Genomic DNA, 26,386 nt, shown 5'->3' on the forward strand with positions numbered 1-26,386 from the left:
AGGTATCTAAAAAAGTTCCCTAATATAAAAATTAATTTAAGGAATTTATATAATCAATAGGTCTATAAATTACACTGTCATCACTTAAATATAAGTTTTCTTCTTTTACACCTCCAATAGGGTAAGCATATTTATTATAGGCATTAATCATTTTCCCTCTACCCTTATATAGAACTACATGTCCTGGAGTATAAACTAAATCCCCTGGTTGTAAATCTTCTTTAGCAACTTCATATCCTTGTAAAATGTCCTCTTGATCAAAGGTTGAATAACCTATTTCTACTCCTGTTACTTCTCTATAAGCCCAATATGTTAATCCAGAGCAATCAAAAGCTTGGCTTCCTATATAAGTTTCTCTACTTAGTGGGTAATAACTGTCTCCATAGTAACTAATAAGTTCATCTAACCTTTCTTCTGTCATTATTTCTCCTTTTCCACCCCAGACATATTGAAGTCCAATTTTTGATTCTGCTAATGCTATAACCTTATCTACAATTTCTTTTTCTTCTTCTGTCATATTCATGCCTTCATTTTCATAAATATCTTTTTTATATAAATTTTTGAAACTTAAGAATACAACTAATAGAAGTACAAATATAAATATTATAATCAAAAGCATTTTTTTATTTAATCTTCCTTTCCCCATACATCCACCTTCTTAACCAAATTTTGTAATAACAATATAATTCTATATTAAAATTACTACTACTAAATTACTTTAAAATTACAATTTAGGAAACTAAAAAATCTCTGTCAATTTAATTGAACAGAGATTTAATAATTAAATTTTTACAATTGTTTTTTGTTCATAATAAACTTATTCAAATGTATTTTTTACCTTCACTTCAAAATCAATAATCTTAGGTCCTTCTTTAGAATCATTGCCCTCTTTACTATTTCTTGTATAATCTTTTACTTGAACTTTATAATTTTCAATATCCTTATTAAGTTTACTTATTGTACAATACATGGTTCCTTCAATTTCATTATTATCACTAAAATTACTATAGCTTACTCCAGGCATAGTATTACCATAAACGACTCCATCAGAACCTATTACTTCTAAGGATTGCAGTTGCATTGTCTTTCCACCTCTTCCCAATTCATCTTTAACTACTTTTTGGTTTTCTTCTCTTAGTGGAATGACTTCTAAAGTTAATGTAAATGGAGTTTCAGTAATTTTTTTTAGTAAAAACCCATCCTTTTCTTCATTGATTTCATAAGTTTTGATTAATTTTTTTTCTAATTCTAAGGGTATTGAAAAATTCCAGTTTCCTTCTACAAAATATCTATAGTCCTTTTCAAGTATACTTTCATCAAATTTTTGTATTTCTGGAGGTAAATATATAGCATTAATATTAATATTTAAATCAAAATTATCTGGAATAGGTTCTACTATTTCTCCTTTATCATCAGTATTACTTAATTCATATCTTTGAATTCCTATAAATGTATTATCATCTATCATCATTCCTTCAGGAGCATGTCTTGACATTAATAATTGATTATTTTGATTAAAACTAAATCTAACGTCTGCTTCTAAATATATCCATGTAATTGGCTCTTTAACATAATTTTCTCCTCCAACTACAATATTATCTTCTAAAACTACATAATCTTGTGGATAAGAATAAGTTTTATATGGAAATCCTTCTGTATTTTCAATTATATAAGATACAAGTATAGAGGTTCCATCATAAACTGCTTCTTGAACTGTTATTTTAATCCCATTACTTTCTTTTGTTATCCCTACTTCTTTAGAATAATCAGAATAATTATTTTTAGGAGCTTCCTGTAGATTGCTATTTTCTAATATTTTAAATATATCTCTTAATATAGGTATTTCTTCTGCTATCACATTTGAATTTGCTACTCCAATTATTAGAAAAGTTAGTGTTAATGTAGCTACACTAATAATAAGTTTTCTCTTTTTTAGTTTTTTCTCTTTTTCAGCTTTTCTAATTCCCGCCTCTACATATAATGAGATATTACTTGGAATATTTATATTATCATAAGATTTTTTATACATTATGCTTCCTCCTTCAATAAATTTTTAAGCTTCTTTCTAGCCCTACTTAGACGAGTTTTTACTGTATTAATTGGTACATTAGTTATTTCTCCAATCTCCTCAAGTGATAAATCATTAAAATATTTTAGTATAACAACAGTTTTATATTCTACACTTAATTTATCAATTGCATTATATAAATCTAATTTTTCTTCAATAGTAATTTCACTTTCTTCATTGATTTTTTCAATATCTAAATTAAGCTCTATTACTTTTTTGTCTTTTCTAATTTCATCAATACAAATATTTATCAATATTCTTGTTATCCAACTCTTAAAATATTGAGGATTATTTATTTTTTTTATATTTAGAAAAGCTCTATAAGAACATTCTTGTATAGCTTCTAAAGCTTTTTCTTCATTTTTCAAATGCATAAAAGCTATTTTGTATAAATAATCTATATTTAAATTCATAACTTTTGTAAAAGCTTGTCTATCTCCTTTGATAGCTTTTCTTATATCTTTTTCAATTCCAAAGCCAATTTCATTTACCTTTCTAACAACTTCCATATCCCTTCCTTATTCCCTTCATATTATTAGTGCACTAATCTTTTCATATGTTAGACGTACAATCTAATCATTAAGTTTCATAAAAAAATTAAAAAATAAAAATAATAGGATATCATTTTTGATATCCTAAATAAATTCATATAATATCTATTAAATTATTTAATTAATCCTTTTCTGTAAGCTGTAAGAAGCATTTTTAAATCCTTTATTTGATTTTTTAAATCTAGTCCAATATCTGTATCTACTACTCTCTTTCTTTCTAACTTTTTCTCAACTACCAAAGTTGTAGATAATATATCCTTTTCTTTTACAATAGCTTCTTCTGTGGAATCAAAGGGCTCGTGAGCTACTAACTGTAATCCATAAGAATTATATATTAAAGTGTATCCTGCTATTCCTGTATGACTTCTATATGCTTTTGAAAATCCACCATCTATTACTATTAGCTTGCCATTAGCTTTAATTGGACTTTCTCCATTTTTATTTTTCACAGGAACATGTCCATTTATTATTCTGCCTTCCTTTGATTCAATGCCAAATTCCCTTAAAATATTATTACATACTTCTTCCTCATCTCTCCATTTATAATAAGCATTCTTATGCTCTATATGAGTATTCTTATCATCTATAAAATATCTCTCAAAAGTTGTCATTTCTTCCTTACCAAAAAGTGATGATTTAGATCCAGTCCAAAGATACCACATTATATCCATTCCATATTCCTTTTCTTTAGTATCTCTTTTGCTAAAGTATCCTTCTCTTACTAATATCTCAAATTTATCTAAAAGATCCTTGCCCTTGTAATACTTTCCTTGTATTTTCATACTGGCAAAAGACTTATCAGAATTTAATGGTATACATCCATGAAATAACAAACTATCATTATATTTTAAGTATATAGTTCCCTTTTCAAATAAGAAAGCTGCATGCCTTTGTAGCTTTTCACTATTAAGAAAAGAGGACTCAATTTTTTCAATTAACATCTCCTCATCTCTAGTAAGTTTAAATGGATTATTTCTATCTATAGTTGGAAAACTTTTATCATTAAGATTATATAGTTTATCTTTTATCTTAATAGTCCCTTTTTCAAAATCTATTTTATTTAATAACAATCTATGTTCCATATTAAACTCTGGATTTCTGCTTATAACTTCATATTCAAGCTTAAATTGAATTATAGTTATGGCTTTATGCATCTTAGCTATTAACTCTATTTCTGAATTATTATCATATTCCTTTGGAATAAAGTTCTTGCAAGGATCATCATGATAATACTTCATGGCAAAGGTAGCTAAAGGTAACATGTTAATCCCATATATATCCTCGATTATATCTAAATTAGAATATCTTGCTGAAATTCTTAAAACATTTGCCATGCATACTCTTGAACCAGCAGCAGCCCCCATCCATAAGATATCATGGTTTCCCCATTGAATATCTACTGAATGGTAATAAATAAGAGTGTCTAATATTATATCTGGTCTAGGCCCCCTATCATAAATATCTCCTAAAATATGAAGCCTATCTATAACTAGTCTTTGAATAAGCTTGGATAAAGCAATAATAAATTCATTTGCTCTATTAATTTCTATAATTGTGGTAATTATTTTATCATAATATTGTTGTTTATCTATTTCATTTACTTGTTCATGAAGCAATTCTTCAATAACATAAGAGAAATCCTTTGGTAGAGCTTTTCTTACCTTTGACCTTGTATATTTTGATGATACAAACCTGCATAATTCAATTAACCTATATAAAGTTATCTTGTACCAATCATCAATATTTTTTTCTTCTTTTAATACAATTTCTAATTTTTGCTCTGGATAATACACTAAAGTTGCAAGACTCTTCTTTTCACTTTCCATAAGTGAATTTCCAAAAATATCTTCTATCTTTCTTTTTACTACTCCTGATCCATTTTTTAATACATGTATAAAAGGTTCATATTCCCCATGTATATCACTTAAAAAATGTTCAGTCCCCTTTGGTAAATTTAAAATTGCTTCAAGATTTATTATTTCTGTTGAGGCTTCTGCTATAGTTGGATATTGTTTTGCTAATAATCTTAAATAATTTTGTCTTGATACATCATTAACAAATATATTTTCTTCGTCTATCTCATAATGGCATTCTTTCATTTGTATTCCCCCACAAATAATTATTATATCGATTACATTAAGTTCAATAAAATAAGCACTAACTCTATTTTACTATTTCTATAATGTAAATAATATATTTTTAAAATAAAGTTTCATAAATTTAAGATTTATTTAAGCTTGAGTTTATATAATTACCTCAAGAAGAAAATTAACAGGAGGTAATTATATGGCAATAAAAGCATTTAAAAGGTTTGAAAAGAAATTCATATTAAATGAAAGTCAATATAAATCTCTTCTACCTATTTTATATAAATATATGAATCCTGATAAATACTGTAAAGATGGAAATAACTATAATATTTATAGTATTTACTATGATACTGATGATAATCAAGTAATTAGACATTCAATTAATAAACCTTACTATAAGGAAAAACTTAGGTTAAGGAGTTATAAAGCTCCTATAGATGAAAATGGTAAAGTTTTTTTAGAACTTAAGAAAAAAATTAATGGAATTGTAAGTAAAAGAAGAGCAACCCTAACTTTAAAAGAAGCTGAAATATTTTTAGAATCTAGAATAAGACCAGATTCCATTGATTACTTAAATAATCAAGTTTTAGATGAATTAGAATACTATTTAGAAAAAAATAATGTTTCACCTAAAGTATTTATAAGCTATAGCAGAAAGGCTTTATTTGGAAAAAATGATAAGGATTTTAGAATTACATTTGATTCAAATATATTAAGTAGACGTGATAACTTATCTTTTAAAATGGGAGGCTATGGAAAGGAAATACTTCCAAAGGGATATTATCTTATGGAAGTTAAAATATTAGGTGCTATGCCAGTTTGGTTAACTAAAACACTTTCAGAGTTAAAAATATACAATACTCACTTTTCTAAATATGGAAATGAATATATGGGTTATTGTTTAAATAAAACTTATGACATAAGGAGGAGAAGCATATGCTAGAAACTATAATAACATCAACTAATGGGGAATCATTTACTTTATTAAATGCTTTAATTATTATTACATCATCAATTGTGCTTGGTTTAATTATTAGCCTTGCATATATGAGAACTCACAAAAGAGAGGGATATGCTCCAAGTTTTACAGTAACACTAATTATGCTACCAGTTATAATATCTATTATTATTCTTTTAGTAGGTAATAATGTAGCAAGAGCCTTTAGTTTAGCTGGAGCATTTTCAATTATTCGTTTTAGAAGTGCTCCTGGAGATCCAAAGGATATAACTTATGTATTTTTTACTTTAGCAGTTGGATTAACTTGTGGTATGGGTTATATTGGATACGCCTTTATATTCACTATAGTTCTTTGTGCTTTAACAATAGTATTAGATGCAACAAAGTTTGCTATGCCTAAAACTAAAACTTCAAAGCTTAAAATTACAATTCCTGAAGATTTAAATTACGATGGAATATTTGATGAAATACTGGACAAGTACACAAATTCATGGAAAATAGAAACTATTAAAACTAGAGACTTTGGTTCTCTTTTTGAAATCCATTATATAATTGAAATGAAGCTTGATGCTAATCAAAAGAAATTTATTGATGAATTAAGATGTAAAAATGGAAACTTAAATATTTCTCTAAATTTTGCTGGATTTGAAGAAAAAGTCTATAACTAGATATAATTAAAGAATGAAAAAATGAAAAAATGAAAGAATTAAATAATTATTTAGCAAAACTGAGGATGTAGGAAGATTTGTGTAAAAACAAATCTACTACATCCTCTTATAAGGAGTTCACCAAAACATTTCCTTATTTAAAATGCACTTTTTAAATTAAAAATAATAAATTATAAATTTATCTATTTATTCTTCTATTAAAATATCTATGCCTTGCTTAATTTCTTCTCTTGAAAAGTTATTTTTAATTAATTTTTCTATTTATATTTAAATACTTTTTCATAAACAGTATTTATTAAGTCATCTTCACTTATTCCTTCAATACTAAATAAAAATTTTAGAAGGGTCATTACTAGGCCCTTCTAAAATTACATATTCCAAACATTGTTATTAAATATATAGCTCTATTTAAAGATATCATATACTTTATCATCTTTTATATACTGTAAGTCTATAGCCATATTTGATCTAGGAGTTTTTAAATAACTAGTTTCTCCATCAATTAGCTTTATATAAGAGTAAGTATATTCTTCATCGTATGTATAATATGATTCATCCATTGGTAATGTTTCAAGTTTATCATCTAACTTTTCATATTTAGTCTTTATTAATGTGTTTTTTTCAACATTATATATATACATATCTTCACTACTAGAAGGATGAAGTGATATTATATTTCCATCCTTGTTAACAGCAACTACACATACATTATCTCCCTGTGTAGAACCACAACCTATAGATTTAACATCAATTCCTCTAATGATTTTTTCGCTATTTAAATCATAAATAAAAAGCCCAAAATTTCCATGAAAAACTATTCTATCCTCTGATGCATAGTTAAGAGTTGCAACATCTACTCCTATCCAAGTTTCTTCATTAACATTAGCCTCTAATGGCTTAATTTCTGTGATTGTTTCAATTCCTGTTGGAACATCTACTTTGCTTTTATCATTTTTATTACTTAGACTCCCACATCCAAGAAAAAAAGTAGTTAATAAAAATATTTCAATAACAAAATAAATAACTCTTTTATATATTATCATCATCCCCTATTTATCTAATTATTTTACTAATTTTAACATATAAATATAAAAGGAATATTACAAAAAAATTACTTATATATATTTTGCAATATTCCTTACTATTAATTCTTATTTAACTAAGGTCTTGAAGGCATTTCACCTCTTTGCCCTGGCATTCTTCCGCCTCCTTGGCCACCAAATCCACCAGCACTTCCTCCTACATTAGTAACTGTACTAGATATTGTAAAGCTATCTCCCTCTGTTCCTCCTGAATAACTTCCTTCTGAATATAATCCATCAGTTGCTGTTCCTGTTGATTCTCCACCAGTATAAACCTTAAAAGTTGTTCCTGTTTTTATATTTTCTGATGATATAACAATAGAACTTACTGACTTACTAGGTGAAAATGTAATTAACTCATTTCCACTTTCATCTTCAATATGAAGTAATGTATTTGCTGAAACTGAAGTAAAAACATTAATTGAATTTTGCTTCGAAGTATCACTTGGTGATTGAGCCATACCTGAACTTCCTGCTGCAATTAATAATCCTCCAGAAATTTCAAACTTTCCATCATAATCTAATGCTCCATTTCCATTATCCTCTGGTCCATTTACTATAACTGTTCCACCATTCATATATATAGAACCATTAGCATCTAATCCATCTCCACTTGCATCTACAACCACTCTACCACCATTAAAATTAATTGAAGCATTTGATGATGAAGAAAAATTATTTTGACCTGGTCTACCATTTACAGCTGATCCATCATTACCTCCAGCTGAATTAATACCATCATCACTTGCTACTACTTTAATATTCCCATCATTAATATTTATTGTTTCTGCTTCAATTCCTTCATAAGATTTAGTTATGTTAATTTCCCCAGAATTTATATCTATAGTGGCATCTCCATGAATTCCATCATCCCCTGAAGAAATATTTATATTTCCCCCATTAATTTCAACATTTCCATTAGAATGTATTGAGTCGTCTGAAGAATCTATATTTATATTTCCTCCATCTATTTTAACTAATGTACTTCCCTTTATAGCTTTTGCACTTGGGGTATCATCTTCAGTAGCAGTTGTATTGCTTCCAAAGTCCATTGGTTTCCCCCAACTTCCCCATGTACTACTAGATTTACTGCTATTTTCACTACCGCCACCAGAATTTATAGTTAAGTCTCCTCCAATAATAGTTGCACTTGTTTCAGCTTGTATTCCATCTTCTCCAGAAGTTATGTTTATAGTTCCATCTTTAATTAATACATAACCTTTTTCGGCATCTTCAGAATTATTGGATTTCATACCATCTCCAGAAGCATTTATATTAATATCACCACTAGTAATAGTAATAGAATCCTTTCCTCTTAGACCATCAGCTACTGAAGTTATATTAATATTAGCATTTTCTATTTCTAAATCATCTTTACTAGTAATAGCATTATTATAGTTAGAATTAACTGTTATCTTACCAGTACCACTAATAAATAAATCATCTTTACTAAATATGGTTGCATTTGGTTCATCAGTAGTTTCATCTTCAAACACATAGTTTTCTCCGTCTGTAACAACATTTTCACTACCATCAGCTAAAACTAAATATGCATTTTTAACATTTTTTATATAAATAGGGGAACTATTAGAACATGAAATATTAGCTCCATTTAAAACTAATTTAACATTATCCTCATCACCTGCATCAACTATTATTTGACCATCCTTTAAAGTTCCTGATATACCGTAAGTTCCTGCAGAACTTATTGTAATCTTATTATTTTCAACTACAACTCCATTACCTTCAACTGAAATGGTATCTCCTAAAACAATATTAGTATCTACTTTTTCAACATTTTCACTTGATATAGTAGAATTGTCATTAGATGTACTATTTTTACTTGTACAACCTGTAACAGTTGTTAATATAGCCATTATAGAAAGAATCGCTATAATCTTTTTACTCATAATTACTCCTCCTAGTATTTAATTGAGTAAATAATATCATTTTTACCTTAAATTAATCTTAAAGCAATAGTTATAAATATTACTTTTAAATCCTATTTTTAATTCTAAGCTATACTTTCAATTAAGATTTATTTTATTAATTTAGTATACTTCAAATAAAGGCATAATTAGTATTAAATTATGATCTTTTATTAATTATTATCTTAGAGATGAAAATTTTATTTATTTAGATCTTACTAAATCATTGTAAAATTAATATAAAAAATATAGGTGGACAAACCACCTATATTTTTTTATGATCTTATATCTAATGAATACTAGCTACTTTAAATTTAACTCTAAATTTCTTTAAGTATAAAGGCATTTTTATTTATTTTAACTTTACCATTTAATATATAGACATCTTCATTATCTATAAGGTTTAAATATTTTCCATCCTTTAAGTTTATATTTACTTCATAAGTGTTTTCACTTAAATTAAAAATTCCAATTAACTTTTCATTTTGTAATTCATATGAAAGAACTACAATTTCACTATTAGGTATTGTCTTTATGTCATAATATCCTTCTCTAACTATGTCCATTTGTTTTATTTCGTATAATTTTTGCATTAATTCTACTAATTTTTGATTTTGATTTTTCAGATTAATTTTGTCTATATCAAACAAACTTGGTGTATGACTTTCCAAGGATTCTTGTCCATTATAAATCAATGTAGTTCCTTTTTGAAAATATAAAAGTCCTGTCCAAACCTTTAGTAATTCAAAATCCTTAACTTTGCTAGCTATTCTTGGTTGGTCATGGTTTTCTAAAAATCTTAATTTTATATAGTTCTCTGGATATATAACTTCTTGTTGTCTTACTTTTTCTATATAACTTTCTAAAGTTCCCCTTCTATCTAAGTAAGCAATAAATTCTTCATTTACATCATAATCATAACAAATATCAAAGGCTTCATATAATTCACCATCACTATGAGCTATAAATCCAGCCTTTCTGATTTCTCTTAAAAAACTATGGTGAACTGATTCTGCAAGCCATATTGTATTCTTATTTATTTTTGAAACCTCTTCTCTAGCTTTAATCCAAAACTCTAATGGAATTAAAGAAGCCACATCACACCTAAATCCATCTACACCTAGACTTACCCAATATTTTAAACTCTCTATTAGATAATCCCATAACTCCTTATTTCTATAATCTAAATCTATTATGTCTGTCCAATCTCCAACTTTATTTCCAAGACTGCCGTTAGATTTTCTATAAAAATATTCAGGAAAAGCTTCTAATAAATATGAATCTGGAGAAGTATGATGATAAACTACATCTATAATACATTTCATTCCTAAGCTATGAATTGAATTTATTAAACTTTTAAAATCCTCTAAAGTTCCATACTCTGGATTTACTTCCCTATAGTTTTTAATTGCATACGGACATCCTAAAGAACCTTTTTTATTTTTTACCCCAATTGGATGTATTGGCATAAGCCAAATTATATCAACTCCAATTTTTTCTATTCTTTCCAAATCTTCTTCAACATCTTTAAAGCTTCCATTCTCTCCGTAATTTCTAACATAAACAGAATAAATAACAGAATTTCTTAAAGCTTTATTTGTATCTTTAACCATATTCTCACCCTTACTACTATAAAATTATAGAATATATTCTATAATTTTATTTTATATTATATTATTATTATTTCTTGTTTTATATTGCTATAGATTATTACTATTTTGCTATATAAAAAAGCTCTTGAAAAAATATCAAGAGCTTTTTAAGATTTACTTATTATTTAATGTTAATGAGTTTAAATCTACTTTATTCTTATGATTTTCTTTTATGTTATATCTATCATCATCTTTTACAACATCATTTAATTCTATATAAGAGTTTGTTTCCTTTGATGTATATTTATTATTTAAAGCTTCTTCATTAGAATAATCATCATTTATTTTTAACTTATCTAAATCTCTATTCATTCCTAGAACAGTATTCTCTTTAGACTCATTATCTGATAAGTTTTCATAATTTTTAAGTTCCAACTTATCTAATATATCTTTAATCATAATAATACCTCCATAACTTTATAAAAGTATTATTTGCAAATAATTATTATTTTATTTAAAATATTTATAAATTCCCTTTATTAAACTGTTTCTTCTTTTAATATTATATTTAATATTAATGCAGTAATTGTTCCTGTTGATATACCTGAAGCAAAAATCATCTTTAGTCCTTCTGGTAATTGAGAAATAAATTCCGGTCTAAAGGTTACTCCAAGTCCTAATCCAATAGAAGTAGCTATTATTAAAAGGTTTCTTTCATTTATTTTTACTTTACTTAAAGTTTTTATTCCAGCAGCTGCAACAGTACCAAACATAACTATTCCAACTCCTCCTAATACTGGTTGTGGAATACTATTAACTATTGCTGCAATCTTTGGTAAAAATCCTAATAAAACTAATATTACTCCTGCCATAACTGCTACATAACGACTTGCTACTTTAGTTAAAGGTATTAAACCAACATTTTGACTAAAGGTTGTATTTGGTAATGTACCTACAAAACCACCTATCATGCTACCAATTCCATCAGCCAATACTCCTTGTCCTATACGTTTATTACTCATTTCTACATCTGAAACTTCTCCAATTGCTTTCAAACACCCTACAGTTTCTATTGCAGTAACAAAATATGCAGGAATAAATGCAATAAGTGCTTTTAAGTCAAAAGTTACTCCATATTCAAATATTTTAGGCATTGATATCCAACTTGCTTCTTTAACAGAAGTAAAGTCTACTAATCCAAATGGTATACATATAATATATCCTAATATCATTCCTATAAGAATAGATGCACTACTAAGCATCCCTTTTCCATAACGGTTCAATAACAAAGTCCCAAATAATACTACCATTGAAATAGATATATTTTTTACACTTCCATAGTCATAAGCTCCACTGCCTCCTGCTGCCCAATCTATAGAAACTGGTAATAAGGTTAAACCTATTAAGCATACAACTGTCCCTGTAACTATTGGTGGAAATAACTTCATTAAAGGTCTTATAAAATAACTAAGAATAACTTCAAATATTCCTCCTAGTATTGTTGCTCCAATTATTCCAGGTAAGCCTAAAACTGAACCAACTGTAATAGACGGTGATACAAAAGTAAAATCCGTTCCCATTATACAAGCAACCTTAGATCCAACTGGTCCTACTCCCTTAGCTTGTATTATAGTAGCAATTCCTGCTGCAAGTATTGATGCACTTATTAATGCTGTTGATGTTTTAGCATCAAATCCTAAAGAACTAGATACAACTAGTGGTACAACAATTATTCCACCAAAGGCAGCAAATATATGCTGAATTCCAAATAATATTTTTTCTCCTATTGATGGATTATCATCAACTTTATAGTTTAATTTAATTCCATCCTTTGTTTGTAAGTTTTCCATTATTTCATCCTCCATTTTTTTAATTAAAAAGCACCTCGATACCGAGGTGCTTGTCTTAAAAAATAGAAGTAAAATTACTAATTATAAAAATACTTACCTTTAATTTTAAACACAGTACCTCGTAGTCTGCCAATTTACGGTTAGCAGGTAGAAACTTTCGATCCATATTACCGATGATATACGAGTTCTTTTAATTATATTGGTATTATACACAAACTTTAATATTATTTCAATATAAAATCTCCTTCAAATACATTTATACTTATTGAAAGGAGATTTTTCTGTTTAAATTAATTATCATATTTTTAAAAATAAAAACCAATTCCTAAACCAATCAATATTATTTTTTCTATCAGCAAATATTAATTATTTCATTAATTTAACATATATCTTAAAGATATTATTTTCACATTTGGCATAAATATCTCCATTATGAAGATCTATAATACTCTTTGCTATTGCTAATCCCAGCCCAGAACCAGGGGTTTCAGAATTTCTTGACTCATTGCATCTATAAAATCTATTGAAGATTTTATCTACATCTTTTAATGATTCTTGCTCTATTTCGTTTTCAAAAGAAATTATTACATCATTTTTATCTTCATTTATATCAATTAAAACCTTACTATTTTCAACGCTGTATTTTACAGTGTTTGATAATATATTTTGAAAAACTCTACCTATTTTGTTAGAATCAATATATAAATTTATATTTGAATACTCATAATTCTTAATAAATACTATATTCTTCTCCATAGCTTCTACATATAACTCGCCTATACTCTGTTCTATTATTTCTATTACATTTACATTACTCATCTGTAAAGAAACAGAATTAGATTGAAGCTTAGAATATTCAAATAAATCTCCAATTAAGTCTCTTAATTTATAGGACTTTTCTATTGCATTTTTAACATATTTTTTCTTATTTTCTTCTGTAGTTTTTTCATTATCTATAAGCTGCAAATATCCTATTATTGATGTTAATGGAGTTCTTAAATCATGCGAAACATTTGAAATTAATTCTGATTTAAACTTTTCTTGATTTCTCTCTGATTCTATACTATTTTTTAAATTATTAGCCATTAAATTCATTCCTTTAGCTAAAAATCCTAATTCATTATTCTCTTTTTCTGTTATCCTATATTCTAAGTTACCAGATGAAAATTCATTTATTCCTTTAGTTAAATAGCCTATATACTTAACCTTTTTATATGTGTATAAATATATAGTTAATATTGCTAACAAAAAGCTCACTGAAATACTTAGAAATATTTTTATTATAACTGCACTACTACCTTGATTTCTCCATATTAACAATTTATAATCTTGCTCATCTAAACGTATATCATATTGTTGATAAAAGTTACCATCTGTGTACTTATTTTGAAAAATATTTTTTATCATATTAACATCAATTTTTTCTTCTAATACACCTTTTGATTTCATATAAATATTTCCTTCATTATCTATGATAGCTGAATTAATATTATATAAATCACTTGCTTCTATCAAATATTTTTTAGAATTATCATCATTTCTATTAACATATTTTATTATTTCTACATAAGCATTATTAAATCTGTTAATCAAACTTACAGTATCACTATTTTTAGCTATACTAATGCTATACGAAATACCACATCCTATTATAATAAAACTAATTATATTTAATATTAAAAGTTCTTTTTTCAAGCTTCCTCTTAAAAATTTTTTATTTTTCAATTTTATACCCAACTCCCCATACAAGCTTTATATACTTAGGCTCCTTAGGATTAATCTCTATTTTTTCTCTTATATTTCTAATATGTACTGCAACTGTATTCTCAGAATTGTAAAATGGCTCATTCCATACTTTTTCATATATTTGTTCTGTACTTAAAACTCTTCCTCTATTACTAGCAAGAAGTTCTAAAATATCAAATTCTCTAGGTGTTAGCCTTATATTTCTTTCATCCACATACACTTCTCTATTTGCTTTATTAATTCTAAGCCCATCTATACATATTTCTTCGTTATTAACTTCTTTAACTTCACTAAAGCTAGTGATTCTTCTTAACTGTGATTTAACTCTTGCTACTAGCTCTAATGGATTAAAAGGTTTTGTAATATAATCATCAGCACCTATGTTTAACCCTAATATTTTATCACTATCGTCACTTTTAGCTGAAAGCATTATAATAGGCAACTTTTTCTCTTCTCTTATTTTAAGACAAGTTCTAATACCATCAAGCTTTGGCATCATTATATCTAAAATTATTAAGTCTATTTTTTCTTTCTTTAATTTTTCTAGGGCCTCTATTCCATCACAAGCTAAAACAATATTATATCCCTCATTCATTAAATAAATTTCAATTATTTCTCTAATATCCTTTTCATCATCTACTACTAATATTGTTTTTTTATCATCCATAACATAACACCCTTCTTTCAGCTAGTTCTTACTGTTTTCTTCTTTTCTATCCAATTATCAATTATATACCCTGAAAAAATAGTAAGCAATGAAATCAATGGATATGAATATCTTTCAAATGTGTAGTATGGTAAGTAAGCAATATTAAATATTATTATAGTTCCTAAAATAATAAGTATACTTCTACTCCTTAAGCTTGATTTTTTTATGCTTAATCTTATACCCAATATAGATGTAATTAGTATAAAATAATGCTGAATCAGTGCTAATATAAATCCTATTATTCCATTCCAATAAAATGGTGCTTTCCAAAAATACCACATTTTACCTATGGTGTACCAATATAAATACTTTAGTGGCTCTTTTTTACCATAAGTTTTTAGTCTTTCTATTCCTGCTCTAATTTCATTTTTATTACTTTCAATATAATTGTCTCCTTTTTCGTATGAAACTCCAAAGCCATTAGATTGATCATAGTTTACAAATGTACCTTGTAAAAAAGGATTACCACTAGAAGCAGTAAAAGGAATGAAAGTATTAAATTGCTTATAATTTCTTATCCACCAGGGTGACATAATTATACAAAATATTCCTAAAACAATACTAGCATATTTGAACATGTCCTTCAATTTGTATTCTTTTTTTACTATCCAGACTAATAATATTACTGCTGGGAATGCTGCAATGGTAGGCCTAAACAAACATGCTATACTCCATACTATTCCTGCTGCTATATATAGCTTAGTACTTTTTCTTTCAACTGCATATATACTTAAATATACTAATAAAAGTAACAAAAACTTAAAAATAGTTTCCATAAGGATTAAACTTGGAACATAAAACTCCACTATATATAGTGAATTAACTATACATGCAATTATTGCAATTCTACTGTTAAATAGTTTTCTCCCTATTAAAAATATTATATATAGAGATCCACATTGAATAAAAATTTGAAATATCCTAAATGCTATTACCCCATCAAACTTACCAAACAATCTAACAAAAACTGATAATACAAAAGTTAATCCTGGCATTATATATACTGATGGCTCATAGATACTTTCATAGGATAATATATTATTTTCTACTAGATTCCATGCACTTCTTATATATTTAACATCATCATTATCAAAATTTTCCAAACTGCCTAATAAAGTTGAATCTCCAAGCTTAAATATATATACTAATCCAACTAAAGCAAATGATAATTCTATTAAAATAAGTGCTATTTTTATATTCTTTTCCTCTTTCTTTATTGAAAACATATATTTCTCTCCCTAGCTTAAACTTATTATAAAGGCCCCTATAGAAATTAGAGTTAATCCTAATATCTTTAGTGCATTCATATTCTCTTTAAATAGAAATATCCCAATAATAGCACCGAATACATAACAAAGACTTTGTAATGGATATACTTTGCTTAAATCTTCTTTTGATAATATATAAATCCATACCAGACTTGCTATTACATATACGATTCCTCCACCTATAACATATGGATTAGAAATCAAATTAAATATACCTTTTAAATTCATTTCAAAGTTTATAGTTTTTGTCCCTAATTTCCATATAACTTGTCCTAAAAGTAATAAACAAATATTTATAAATATCAATAAATACATCATTTATTTTCTTTCTCCTTTAATAGTTCTAAAAGAATAGCATTTTCTTGCGTCAACTTTATAAGTCTTTTTTTTACATCAAATATTTCATATAAGATATATATTAGAATAATTATAGTTATTAATGTTTTCATCTAATGGCTTCAGCTCCTTTCTTATTAAGATATCTATTATTGATATAATAACAATAAAGTGCTATATTTATTGTTGCTATTGTTACTTTAATCATATAATACATACTCCTAATGGGAGTTATAGAAGATTTACCAGTTTTTCTATTGTTCATTTTAACTTTTACTTCCTTTATATTTAATCCATGCTTATATGCATATACTATTGTCTCAACTTCTGGATAATCTTTAGGATAATAACTTGAAAAAAGTTTTATTCCTCTTCTATTGACTACCCTATAACCAGATGTTGTGTCATAATAACTTTTCCCACATAAAATTGAAACTAACTTTGAAAAGTACTTTATTCCTATTTTTCTAAAAAAACTTGGTTTATATTCAGTTTTTTCAACAAATCTAGAACCTATTACAATATCAGCATTACCCTCTTCTATCTCATTAATAAGCTTCTTTAAATCTTTTGGATTATGTTGTCCATCCCCATCTAACTGAGCAGCAATATCATATCCTTTGATATAGGCATAAATATATCCGCTTTGAACTGCCCCACCTATTCCTAAATTATTAACTAAATTGATAATTTTTGCTCCTGCCCTTAGAGCTTCACTATATGTGTTATCAGTGGAGCCATCATTCACAACGAGAACATCTGCAAAAGGAATATTTAATTTAACAGAAGAAACTACATTATATATGCTTTTCTCTTCATTATAAGCAGGAACTATAATTAATATTTTCATCTTCCTTACCTCCATCTAACAACTTATCTTCTATATAATAAATATTAATCATCAAATCTAAATATTTTTAATTAAAATTCACAATAAATATTAAAGAATTTATGAAGATTTTATGAATCTTAGTCTTTTATAGTTTTTAGATAAAAAAGTTGCTCACAATATAAACTTTTTGTAATTTCTTAAAGAATAAATAATAATATAGATTTTTTATAATGAAGTAAAATTTTCAATTTAATAATTTAAATCCTCTAATCATTTTTACACAATATTACTGTATACATACTCCATATATTCCATATTTTATACTTTTTTCTATAAAATATTAAATATCTATATTGTAATTTTTATCTAATTATGTTACTATATCAATATTATAAATATTTATTTAATATTAATTTATTAATAAAATGTTTATTTATTTGATATTTTATCAGCAATTAATTTAAAGGGGGATTTTTTATGAAAAAGAAATTACTTGTAGGACTTCTAGCAACAGTAATGTCTATGTCACTTTTAATTGGATGTGGAAGTTCTAGTTCTGACAGCGAAATTATTAAAATAGGAGGAATTGGTCCATTAACTGGTAGTGCATCTACTTACGGTAATTCTGCTAAAGAAGGAGCGTCCTTATTAATAAAAGAGATTAATGATGCAGGTGGAATAAATGGTAAAAAAATAGAATTAATATTTGAAGATGATGGAGCTACTCCTGATGGAGCAATGCAAGCTTTTAATAAATTAGTAGATAAAGATGGGGTATCTGCTATTTTAGGAGGAGTTACTTCTGGAGCTACTTTAGCTATAGCTAAGAATTCAACAGAAAGACAAATTCCTATGATTACGCCTACAGGAACTGAACCTTCTATAACTAATGAAGGTGGAGAATATATGTTTAGAGGATGTTTCATAGACTCTTTCCAAGGTGAGATATTAGCTAAATATACTACAGATAATTTAAATAAGAAAACAGCTGCTGTTTTATATAATGCTGGCTCTGATTACTCCATAGGTATAGCAAAAGCATACAAAGAAACTTTAGAAAAAAATGGTGGAACAGTTGTTGAATACTTATCCTACAATGATGGAGATACGGATTTCAAGGCACAATTAACTAAGATTAAAGGTTCTAATCCTGATGTTATTGTATTACCAGATTACTATAATGTTGTTGGTCTTATAGCTAAACAAGCTAGAGATATTTCTATAACTTCTCAACTTTTAGGTGGAGATGGTTGGGAATCTGAAGAATTAGCTTCTATCGGTGGAGATTCAGTAGATGGTGCTCTTTATATTAATCACTACTACTCAGGAGATACTTCTCCAATAGTTAAGAACTTTGTTGATTCTTACAAAAAAGAATATAACAAAGAACCAGATGCCTTTGCAGCTTTAGCTTACGATTCTGCTAAAATTTTAGTTGAAGCAATCAAAAATGCTAATAGCACTGATGGAGAAGCCATTAAAGATGAATTAGCTAAAACAGAAGTAGAAAGTGTTACTGGAAAAATTAGCTTTAATGAAGAAAGATCTGCAATAAAAGGTGCAGTAATTATCAAATTAGAGGGTGGAAATAAGGTATTAGCTGATAAAATAAATCCTTAATATATTTAAACAGGAGGATTAACTATGGAATTTATACAACAATTAATAAATGGCTTAGCTTTAGGTAGCGTGTATGCCCTCCTAGCTTTAGGTTATACTATGGTTTATGGAATAATACAACTTATAAATTTTGCTCATGGTGAAATTTATATGATTGGTGCTTTTGCAGGATACTATGCATCAAGTGTACTAAAATTACCTTTAATATCTACATTATTAGCAGCTATGGCTGCTTCTGCAATACTTGGTATTTTAATAGAAAAGATTGCATACAAGCCTTTAAGGAAATCTCCAAGAATAACATTATTAATTACTGCTATTGGTGTATCATTATTATTACAAAATATTATGAGTAAATTTGTTGGAACAGCTCCAAAACATTTTCCAGAGCTAATAAACCTTGAACCTATTACTTTAGGAGGTCTTCAGCTAGATTGGAAAACCATATTGATGTTTGCAGTTTCTGCACTCCTTGTAATTCTCCTTCAATTTATTGTATATAAAACCAAGGTTGGAAAAGCAATGAGAGCAGCTTCTTTTGATATAGAAGCTGCTTCATTAATGGGAATTAATGTGGATAATACTATTTCCCTTACTTTTGCTATTGGATCAGCATTAGCTGGTATCGCTGGTGTTCTGGTTGCAATTTCCTATCCTAGCATAACTCCTTACATTGGTGTAATGCCTGGGTTAAAAGCCTTTGTTGCAGCAGTACTTGGAGGAATTGGAAGTATACCTGGAGCATTAATTGGTGGTTTATCAATAGGATTATTAGAAACTTTATCTAAAGCATATATTTCAACTACTTTTTCAGATGCTATTGTATTTGGAATATTAATAATAATACTTATAATTAAACCTGCTGGTCTATTAGGTAAAAAGACTAATGAGAAAGTGTAGGTGATTGTAATGAAAGATTTTTTTAATAGAAAGACAATATTAATATTAGCATCCGTCATTTTAGCTTATGGTATTCTAATTGGTCTTACAACCTCTGGAATTATTAAATCTTATTATACAGGAATAATTATTTTAACATTAATTAATATTATTTTAGCTGTTTCACTAAATTTAATAGTTGGGTTTACTGGTCAACTATGTTTGGGACATGCTGGATTTATGGCAATAGGTGCTTATGTGTCAGCTATGCTTACAAAAGAAGCAAATTTTCCATTTTTTATATCCTTATTAATTGGTGCTATTATTGCAGCTATTTTTGCAGCTTTAATTGGGTATCCAACATTACGTTTAAAAGGTGACTATTTTGCTATTACCACTTTAGCTTTTTGTGAAATAATTAGGGTTATAATAATGAATATTGAGGCTGTTGGTGGTGCTACAGGACTTAAAAGCATACCAAAAAAGACCAACTTTACTATTGCTTTTATATTTGCTGCTTTAACTATTTTAATAATATATAATATCCTTCATTCTTCACAAGGAAGAGCAATGATTACTGTTCGTGAAAATGAAATTGCTGCCGAAGCTATGGGGGTAAATACTTTTAAATATAAAATGATGGCATTTATAATAGGGGCATTTTTTGCAGGCCTAGCTGGCTCTTTATATGCTCACTATATGGGATATATACAACCTTCTACTTTTAACTTTGTTAAATCTATAGATTATTTAACTTATGTTGTATTTGGAGGTATGGGGTCACTATCAGGTTCAATTATAGCTACTATTGTATTAACATTCTTACCTGAATTACTTAGAGGTTTTGCTGAATATAGAATGATTATATACCCTATTGCTCTTATTGTACTTATGATATTTAGACCTCAAGGACTTTTAGGTGATAAAGAAATATCATTAAAAATATTTAAAAATACTTCTAAGATAGTAGAAAAATCAAAAAAAGGAAAGGAGGCTTAAACTATGTTAGATGTTTCAAACCTATCAATTGAGTTTGGTGGATTAAAAGCTGTATCAGAATTCAATTTAACTATTGATGAAAAACAAATAGTTGGCCTAATTGGCCCTAATGGTGCTGGTAAAACTACTGTGTTCAATATGTTAACTGGTGTATATTCTCCAACTAATGGAAGTATATGTTATCTTGGAGAAAATCTTAATGGTCTTAAACCTTACGATATAACTAAGAAAAAGATAGCAAGAACCTTTCAAAATATAAGATTATTTTCTAATCTTACAGTATTAGATAATGTAAAAATAAGCTTTAATTATAGAATAAATTATTCATTATTTGATTCTATTTTAAGGACGCCTAAATTTAAAAAAGAAGAAAATAAAATTGAAGAAGAAAGCTTAAAGCTTCTTAAAATTTTCTCATTAGATACAAAGGCTAATGAAATTGCTAAAAATCTTTCCTATGGAGACCAAAGAAAGCTTGAAATAGTTAGAGCACTTGCAACAAACCCAACATTACTTTTATTAGATGAACCTGCTGCTGGTATGAATCCTCAAGAAACAAGAGAGCTTATGAATTTAATAAATTGGATAAAAGAAAAGTTTAATATATCTGTTCTTTTAATTGAGCATGACATGAAATTAGTTATGGGTATTTGCGAAAAAATAGTTGTTCTTGACTACGGCAAGAAAATTGCAGAAGGTACACCTGATGAAATAAAAAATAATCCTAAGGTAATTGAAGCTTATCTTGGAGAGGGGGCTTAGAATATGCTTAAATTAGACAATATAAACTTATATTATGGTGGTATACATGCCCTAAAAGATTTATCTTTAGAAGTAAAAAAAGGTGAAATAGTTACTTTAATAGGAGCAAATGGTGCTGGTAAAACTTCCACACTAAGAGCTATATCAGGTCTTGAACCTATTAAATCAGGTACTATTACCTATAAAGATAGTAGCTTAAAAAAGGTTCCTTCTCATAAAATAGTTTCTCTTGGTTTATCTCATATACCTGAAGGCAGAAAGATTTTTGCAAACCTTACAGTAAAGGAAAACTTAGAATTAGGTGCTTATTTAAAGAAAAACAAAAATGAAATTAAATCAGATATGGAAATGGTATTTTCTAAATTTCCAAGATTAAAAGAAAGAGAAAAACAACAAGCTGGTACTCTTTCTGGTGGTGAACAACAAATGTTATCCATTGGTCGTGCTTTAATGAATAGACCAGAAATGTTAATTTTAGATGAACCTTCTATGGGTCTCGCCCCATTAGTTGTAAAAGATATATTTGATACTATTGTGGAAATAAATAAATCTGGTACTACTATTCTACTTGTAGAACAAAATGCTAACATGGCTTTATCAATTGCTAATAGAGCTTATGTTTTAGAAACAGGAAAAATAGTTTTATCAGGAAAAGCTAGTGATTTATTAAATGATGATAGCATTAAAAGTGCTTATCTTGGCGAATAAAAAAGTGCTATATATTGTTTGCTTATTCCGTCCCTTGCTCCAAGCCAACGCAAACCATATATAGCCACTTCAAAACTAAAGGAAGAAAATTAAAAAGGAGATAGATATTATATTCTTTTCGACTTTAGCCTCCAAGTCGCCAGAATATAATATCTATCTTTTCATATACTGAAGGAAAGGAATTTATAAACACTTTTAGTGCTTTTAAACTCCCACTATATTCTTAAGCCATTTCTTTTGTTTATATCTTTTAAATCCTAAGATGAATTTATAAACTTCTTCAATGGTTATCAAAGCATAAACATAGTATATAGGTAAGCCTAGTACTATTCCTCCTAAAAATGCAAAGGGAATGCCTACGCACCAAACTCCAGTTAAATCTAGTAGTAATGATGCCTTTGTATCTCCACCACTTCTTAAAACACCTACAATATTAACTAAATTAAACATCTTAAAAGGTAAATAACATACAAATACAGTTAAACATTTTGTAATATCACTTGCTACAGTACTATCAACTGAAAATAAATTAATTAATGGATTTCTTATTAAAATGCAAATTGTTCCCATAACTATGGTAAGAATTAGTTGAATAACAAAAAAGCTTTTTGCATGCTTTTCAGCATCCTTTAATTTATTTGCTCCTAATTCATTTCCTAAAATTACTGCTGTAGCTGAGCTAAGGCCTTGGAATAAAACAATACAAATCTGTTCCACATTTTGTGTTATAGTAATTGCTGCAACAGCTTCATCTCCCATTCTTCCATACACTAATGAATACATAGTAACCCCTAGTCCCCACATAAATTCATTAGCAATAACTGGTGAAACGGTAATTAGGTATTTTTTAATAAAATCTTTATTAAAACTAATTAATTCTTTTATCTTAGCAGCAGCTGCTCCTTTACTAATATAAGCCACTGTTAATATTGATAAACACTCTACTACTCTTGCTATTACTGTAGCTATTGCAGCTCCTTGCACTCCAAGCCTAGGAGCTCCAAAATTCCCAAAAATAAAAGTGTAATTTAGTACTACATTTACTATTATAGCTACTAAACTAATAAAAACTGGAGCATTAACCTTATTAGTTGCCCTAAGTACAGAAATATAACAATTTGTAATTGCAGTTAATGGATAACTTAATGCTACCACCACTAAGTAGGATGACCCAATAGCTATTGTTGCTTCACTTGGAGTAAAAATTCTCATTACTGCTTTAGGTATAAATATCCCTGCAAGCATAAATAATATAGCTGCTGAAAGACCTATAATAAGAGAAGCTCCAAGTACCTTTCTAATATTCTTTATATCTCTTTTACCCCAATATTGAGCAGTTAAAATTGATGAACCACTAACTACTCCAAATAATAATAATGTAAATACAAAAAACACCTTATTTGCCAGCCCTACTGCTGCTATAGAGCTTTCTCCTAATGCACCTATCATTAAATTGTCTACTAAATTTAAGGTTGTATTTAATAATGCCTGAATAGCAATTGGTATAGCAATTACCACTATCTTTTTTATAAATTTTTTATCTTCAAAAATATTCTTAAAATATGTTAATTCCATGAAATCTCCTTAAGCTAATTTATTTTAATAATTTTTACTTTTGTTTCATTGTAGGTTACTTGTCCACCGATATCTGATATACCTGATTCTGTTAAATAATTAGGATTTCCATGTTTAGTCCACCATCCTACATACATAAGAACAATATAATCTGATACTATGTTATCAATATTTAATTTTACTGTTATCTCACCTTTTTTACTTTTTAGTATTACTATTTCATCATTATTTAAATTTAGAGACTTAGCCATATTTTCATTTATATATGCAATGGCAATTCCTTCTTTATCCATCATATGCTGACTAGATAAACTATCTCTTGTATGGTTTGTTAATAGTACAAATTCTTCATCTTTAATATACTCTTTATACAATCTATCATTAAAGAAAATTTCAAATTTACCTGACTTAGTTTCAAATTTTTTATCTTCCCAAGCTATTGGTTTATGAATAGTAAAATTATTATTCTTTAAATATTCAATATTTACTTCTTTATTATATTTCTTTAAAGGTTCTATTACTTTATTTAAATACTCTTTCTTATCTACATAAGGATATCTTTTTATATTAAGGCTTCTAGCAAGTTCTTTAAAAAGCTCATATTCATCCATTAGTCTTTCCTTAGGAGATGCTGCTCTTTCATTATATATAATATATGGATTTGTCATAGAACTATAGATAATATCTTCACTTTCTAAGGTACTAGTAGTTGGAATAAATAAATCACATTCTTTTGCAGTATCTGTCATAAACATATCAAAGCATACTTTAAATTCAATTTTAGAAAAAGCATCCTTTAATTCATTTAAATCTGCAAGTTGGTTTAGTAAATTAGCTTTAGTAACAACAGCCATTTTTATCGGTATATTAAATTTCCTTACTTCCTCTTTTGATATATCTTCTTTTATATAAATATTTTCATCATTATAATAGTCTTCACCTTCTAAAGAAGCTTTTATAAAATCTGCCATTTCACTTACATAATAAAATCTATTTTCACTAATCTCCTCACTATTATATGGATCAGAATTAATTACATTTGGATAAACTTTATTTGCATAATTTATTCCACCACCACTAAATCCAATTTGCCCTGTTATTGCTCCTAAAATATCTACTAAGCTTATAGTATTTCCACCATTTTTATATTTTTGCATCCCATATCCAAGTAATATTGTTGAGTATTTATTTGTATATAAATCAACTAATTCTTCTATGTCCTTCCTACCTACTCCACAAGCTTCTATTAAATCATCTAACACCAATGCTTCTACATACCTTCTATATTCTTCAAAGCCATTAACATAATTATTAATATAAATTTCATCATATAATTCTTTTTCTATTATTATCTTTCCCATTGCAAGAGCTAAAGCACCATCACCATTAGGCTTTATTCTAATATATTTATCTGCTATTTCAGCTGTCTTAGTATAAATAGGATCTATTACTACTATCTTACTTCCCTTTGCCTTTGCTTTCTTTATACATTGTATAGTATGTATAGATGTAAAGGCTGGATTCTTTCCCCAAATAAATATTGATTTGCTATTAAACATATCTTCTAAAGAATGACTTCTTACATCTCCGAAATTTAATGTTTGTGCTTTTATTCCAGCACTCCAGCAAGGACCACCTTTTGCTTTACTTACCCCACCAAAGAAATTAAAGAATAAATCTCCTATGCTTTTAAGTAAAGCCCCATTACCATATTGTTCATAATATAATATAGATTTTGATGAATACTTATCTCTATAGTGACTTAATTTTTCTGTTAATATTGATAGCGCTTCTTCAAAGGATATATCTTTCCATTCTCCATTAACCTTTAGCATTGGATTGTATATTCTATCTTTATGATGCAATCTATCTAAATGAGCAAGTCCTTTTTTGCAAACAAATCCCTTAGTGAAGGGATGATTTTTATCACCTACTATCTTTAATATTTCGTTGTTTTCTACATAAATATTAAATTTACAGCAATCAAAACAATCTAAAGTACATCCATGACTTAATACTTCCATTTTTCCCCCTATGTCCTATTTTTTTTCATTTCCGCTTCTTTCTTTTATAATTTAATAACATTATATATCTTTATTCTAAATTATAATAGGCTATGTTTTTATAAATTATATATAATTATGAAAAAAAGAAAACTCCTGTTG

Annotated in this window: 23 protein-coding genes and 1 riboswitch; of the genes, 7 read left to right on the forward strand and 16 right to left on the reverse strand. The window is 27.3% G+C overall.

Features of this window, described 5'->3' with window-relative positions; genetic code table 11:
• Nucleotides 1-31: 31 nt before the first annotated feature.
• The 4 genes from ACFYH6_RS12400 to ACFYH6_RS12415 form a co-directional block, all read right to left on the reverse strand.
• A complete protein-coding gene (locus tag ACFYH6_RS12400; RefSeq protein ID WP_416178739.1) occupies nucleotides 32-646 on the reverse strand; it encodes a C40 family peptidase in 615 nt (204 codons plus the stop codon).
• A gap of 171 nt (nucleotides 647-817) precedes the next feature.
• Nucleotides 818-2,029: a DUF4179 domain-containing protein gene (locus ACFYH6_RS12405; RefSeq protein ID WP_416178740.1), complete on the reverse strand. Its 1,212-nt coding sequence runs from the start codon at nucleotides 2,027-2,029 to the stop codon at nucleotides 818-820.
• A complete protein-coding gene (locus tag ACFYH6_RS12410) occupies nucleotides 2,029-2,577 on the reverse strand; it encodes a sigma-70 family RNA polymerase sigma factor (protein ID WP_416178741.1) in 549 nt (182 codons plus the stop codon). Before ACFYH6_RS12410 ends, ACFYH6_RS12405 begins: the two co-directional genes overlap by 1 nt.
• Before the next feature lie 155 nt (nucleotides 2,578-2,732).
• Nucleotides 2,733-4,718 carry a fructose-1,6-bisphosphatase gene (locus ACFYH6_RS12415; protein ID WP_416178742.1) on the reverse strand — a complete coding sequence of 662 codons (1,986 nt, stop codon included), beginning with the start codon at nucleotides 4,716-4,718 and terminating at the stop codon, nucleotides 2,733-2,735.
• Nucleotides 4,719-4,905: 187 nt separating this feature from the next.
• On the opposite strand from ACFYH6_RS12415, the gene ACFYH6_RS12420 reads away from it, so the two are divergent.
• Both ACFYH6_RS12420 and ACFYH6_RS12425 read left to right on the forward strand, forming a co-directional pair.
• A complete protein-coding gene (locus ACFYH6_RS12420; RefSeq protein WP_416178743.1) occupies nucleotides 4,906-5,652 on the forward strand; it encodes a polyphosphate polymerase domain-containing protein in 747 nt (248 codons plus the stop codon).
• Nucleotides 5,646-6,335 (forward strand): DUF4956 domain-containing protein, encoded by a 690-nt coding sequence (locus ACFYH6_RS12425; protein WP_416178744.1) that lies wholly within the window; start codon nucleotides 5,646-5,648, stop codon nucleotides 6,333-6,335. Before ACFYH6_RS12420 ends, ACFYH6_RS12425 begins: the two co-directional genes overlap by 7 nt.
• Before the next feature lie 404 nt (nucleotides 6,336-6,739).
• Here ACFYH6_RS12425 and ACFYH6_RS12430 read toward each other — a convergent pair whose 3' ends face one another.
• The 10 genes from ACFYH6_RS12430 to ACFYH6_RS12475 form a co-directional block, all read right to left on the reverse strand.
• Nucleotides 6,740-7,381 (reverse strand): hypothetical protein, encoded by a 642-nt coding sequence (locus tag ACFYH6_RS12430; RefSeq protein ID WP_416246461.1) that lies wholly within the window; start codon nucleotides 7,379-7,381, stop codon nucleotides 6,740-6,742.
• A gap of 113 nt (nucleotides 7,382-7,494) precedes the next feature.
• The gene (locus tag ACFYH6_RS12435; RefSeq protein ID WP_416178746.1) at nucleotides 7,495-9,327 is read right to left on the reverse strand and encodes a carbohydrate-binding domain-containing protein; all 1,833 of its coding nucleotides are present in this window, start codon (nucleotides 9,325-9,327) and stop codon (nucleotides 7,495-7,497) included.
• Between the two features lie 338 nt (nucleotides 9,328-9,665).
• Nucleotides 9,666-10,958: an alpha-amylase family glycosyl hydrolase gene (locus ACFYH6_RS12440; protein WP_416178747.1), complete on the reverse strand. Its 1,293-nt coding sequence runs from the start codon at nucleotides 10,956-10,958 to the stop codon at nucleotides 9,666-9,668.
• Between the two features lie 153 nt (nucleotides 10,959-11,111).
• Nucleotides 11,112-11,396: a hypothetical protein gene (locus ACFYH6_RS12445; protein ID WP_416178748.1), complete on the reverse strand. Its 285-nt coding sequence runs from the start codon at nucleotides 11,394-11,396 to the stop codon at nucleotides 11,112-11,114.
• Nucleotides 11,397-11,476: 80 nt separating this feature from the next.
• The gene (locus ACFYH6_RS12450) at nucleotides 11,477-12,787 is read right to left on the reverse strand and encodes a nucleobase:cation symporter-2 family protein (protein WP_416178749.1); all 1,311 of its coding nucleotides are present in this window, start codon (nucleotides 12,785-12,787) and stop codon (nucleotides 11,477-11,479) included.
• Nucleotides 12,788-12,889: 102 nt separating this feature from the next.
• A riboswitch (purine riboswitch) is annotated at nucleotides 12,890-12,991 on the reverse strand.
• Nucleotides 12,992-13,153: 162 nt separating this feature from the next.
• A complete protein-coding gene (locus tag ACFYH6_RS12455; RefSeq protein ID WP_416178750.1) occupies nucleotides 13,154-14,512 on the reverse strand; it encodes a sensor histidine kinase in 1,359 nt (452 codons plus the stop codon).
• Nucleotides 14,502-15,200 carry a response regulator transcription factor gene (locus tag ACFYH6_RS12460; protein ID WP_416178751.1) on the reverse strand — a complete coding sequence of 233 codons (699 nt, stop codon included), beginning with the start codon at nucleotides 15,198-15,200 and terminating at the stop codon, nucleotides 14,502-14,504. The genes ACFYH6_RS12455 and ACFYH6_RS12460 overlap by 11 nt, the downstream gene beginning before the upstream one ends.
• A 17-nt stretch (nucleotides 15,201-15,217) precedes the next feature.
• Nucleotides 15,218-16,468, reverse strand: coding sequence for an ArnT family glycosyltransferase (locus ACFYH6_RS12465; protein ID WP_416178752.1), 1,251 nt, complete (start codon nucleotides 16,466-16,468; stop codon nucleotides 15,218-15,220).
• 12 nt (nucleotides 16,469-16,480) lie between these two features.
• A complete protein-coding gene (locus ACFYH6_RS12470; RefSeq protein WP_416178753.1) occupies nucleotides 16,481-16,828 on the reverse strand; it encodes an EamA family transporter in 348 nt (115 codons plus the stop codon).
• Between the two features lie 127 nt (nucleotides 16,829-16,955).
• On the reverse strand, nucleotides 16,956-17,696 hold the full coding sequence (locus tag ACFYH6_RS12475; RefSeq protein WP_416178754.1) for a glycosyltransferase family 2 protein: 741 nt from the start codon (nucleotides 17,694-17,696) through the stop codon (nucleotides 16,956-16,958).
• A 459-nt stretch (nucleotides 17,697-18,155) separates the two neighbouring features.
• Between ACFYH6_RS12475 and ACFYH6_RS12480 the strand changes: the two genes are divergently transcribed.
• The 5 genes from ACFYH6_RS12480 to ACFYH6_RS12500 are packed head-to-tail and all read left to right on the forward strand — an operon-like array spanning nucleotide 18,156 to nucleotide 22,646.
• Nucleotides 18,156-19,298: an ABC transporter substrate-binding protein gene (locus tag ACFYH6_RS12480; RefSeq protein WP_416178755.1), complete on the forward strand. Its 1,143-nt coding sequence runs from the start codon at nucleotides 18,156-18,158 to the stop codon at nucleotides 19,296-19,298.
• A gap of 24 nt (nucleotides 19,299-19,322) precedes the next feature.
• Nucleotides 19,323-20,198, forward strand: coding sequence for a branched-chain amino acid ABC transporter permease (locus tag ACFYH6_RS12485; RefSeq protein ID WP_316344504.1), 876 nt, complete (start codon nucleotides 19,323-19,325; stop codon nucleotides 20,196-20,198).
• 9 nt (nucleotides 20,199-20,207) lie between these two features.
• On the forward strand, nucleotides 20,208-21,176 hold the full coding sequence (locus tag ACFYH6_RS12490) for a branched-chain amino acid ABC transporter permease (protein WP_416178756.1): 969 nt from the start codon (nucleotides 20,208-20,210) through the stop codon (nucleotides 21,174-21,176).
• A 3-nt stretch (nucleotides 21,177-21,179) separates the two neighbouring features.
• Entirely contained in the window at nucleotides 21,180-21,938 is a 759-nt protein-coding gene (locus ACFYH6_RS12495) for an ABC transporter ATP-binding protein (protein WP_416178757.1), read from the forward strand.
• A 3-nt stretch (nucleotides 21,939-21,941) separates the two neighbouring features.
• Complete coding sequence (locus tag ACFYH6_RS12500) at nucleotides 21,942-22,646, forward strand: ABC transporter ATP-binding protein (protein WP_416178758.1); 705 nt, start codon at nucleotides 21,942-21,944, stop codon at nucleotides 22,644-22,646.
• 204 nt (nucleotides 22,647-22,850) lie between these two features.
• On the opposite strand, the gene ACFYH6_RS12505 is transcribed toward ACFYH6_RS12500, so the two are convergent.
• Both ACFYH6_RS12505 and ACFYH6_RS12510 read right to left on the reverse strand, forming a co-directional pair.
• Entirely contained in the window at nucleotides 22,851-24,221 is a 1,371-nt protein-coding gene (locus tag ACFYH6_RS12505) for an MATE family efflux transporter (RefSeq protein ID WP_416178759.1), read from the reverse strand.
• 14 nt (nucleotides 24,222-24,235) lie between these two features.
• A complete protein-coding gene (locus tag ACFYH6_RS12510) occupies nucleotides 24,236-26,245 on the reverse strand; it encodes a molybdopterin-dependent oxidoreductase (RefSeq protein ID WP_416178760.1) in 2,010 nt (669 codons plus the stop codon).
• Nucleotides 26,246-26,386: the final 141 nt, after the last annotated feature.

Origin of the sequence: Clostridium sp. HCS.1, from assembly GCF_047900555.1 — a bacterium.
Taxonomy (GTDB): domain Bacteria; phylum Bacillota; class Clostridia; order Clostridiales; family Clostridiaceae; genus Clostridium.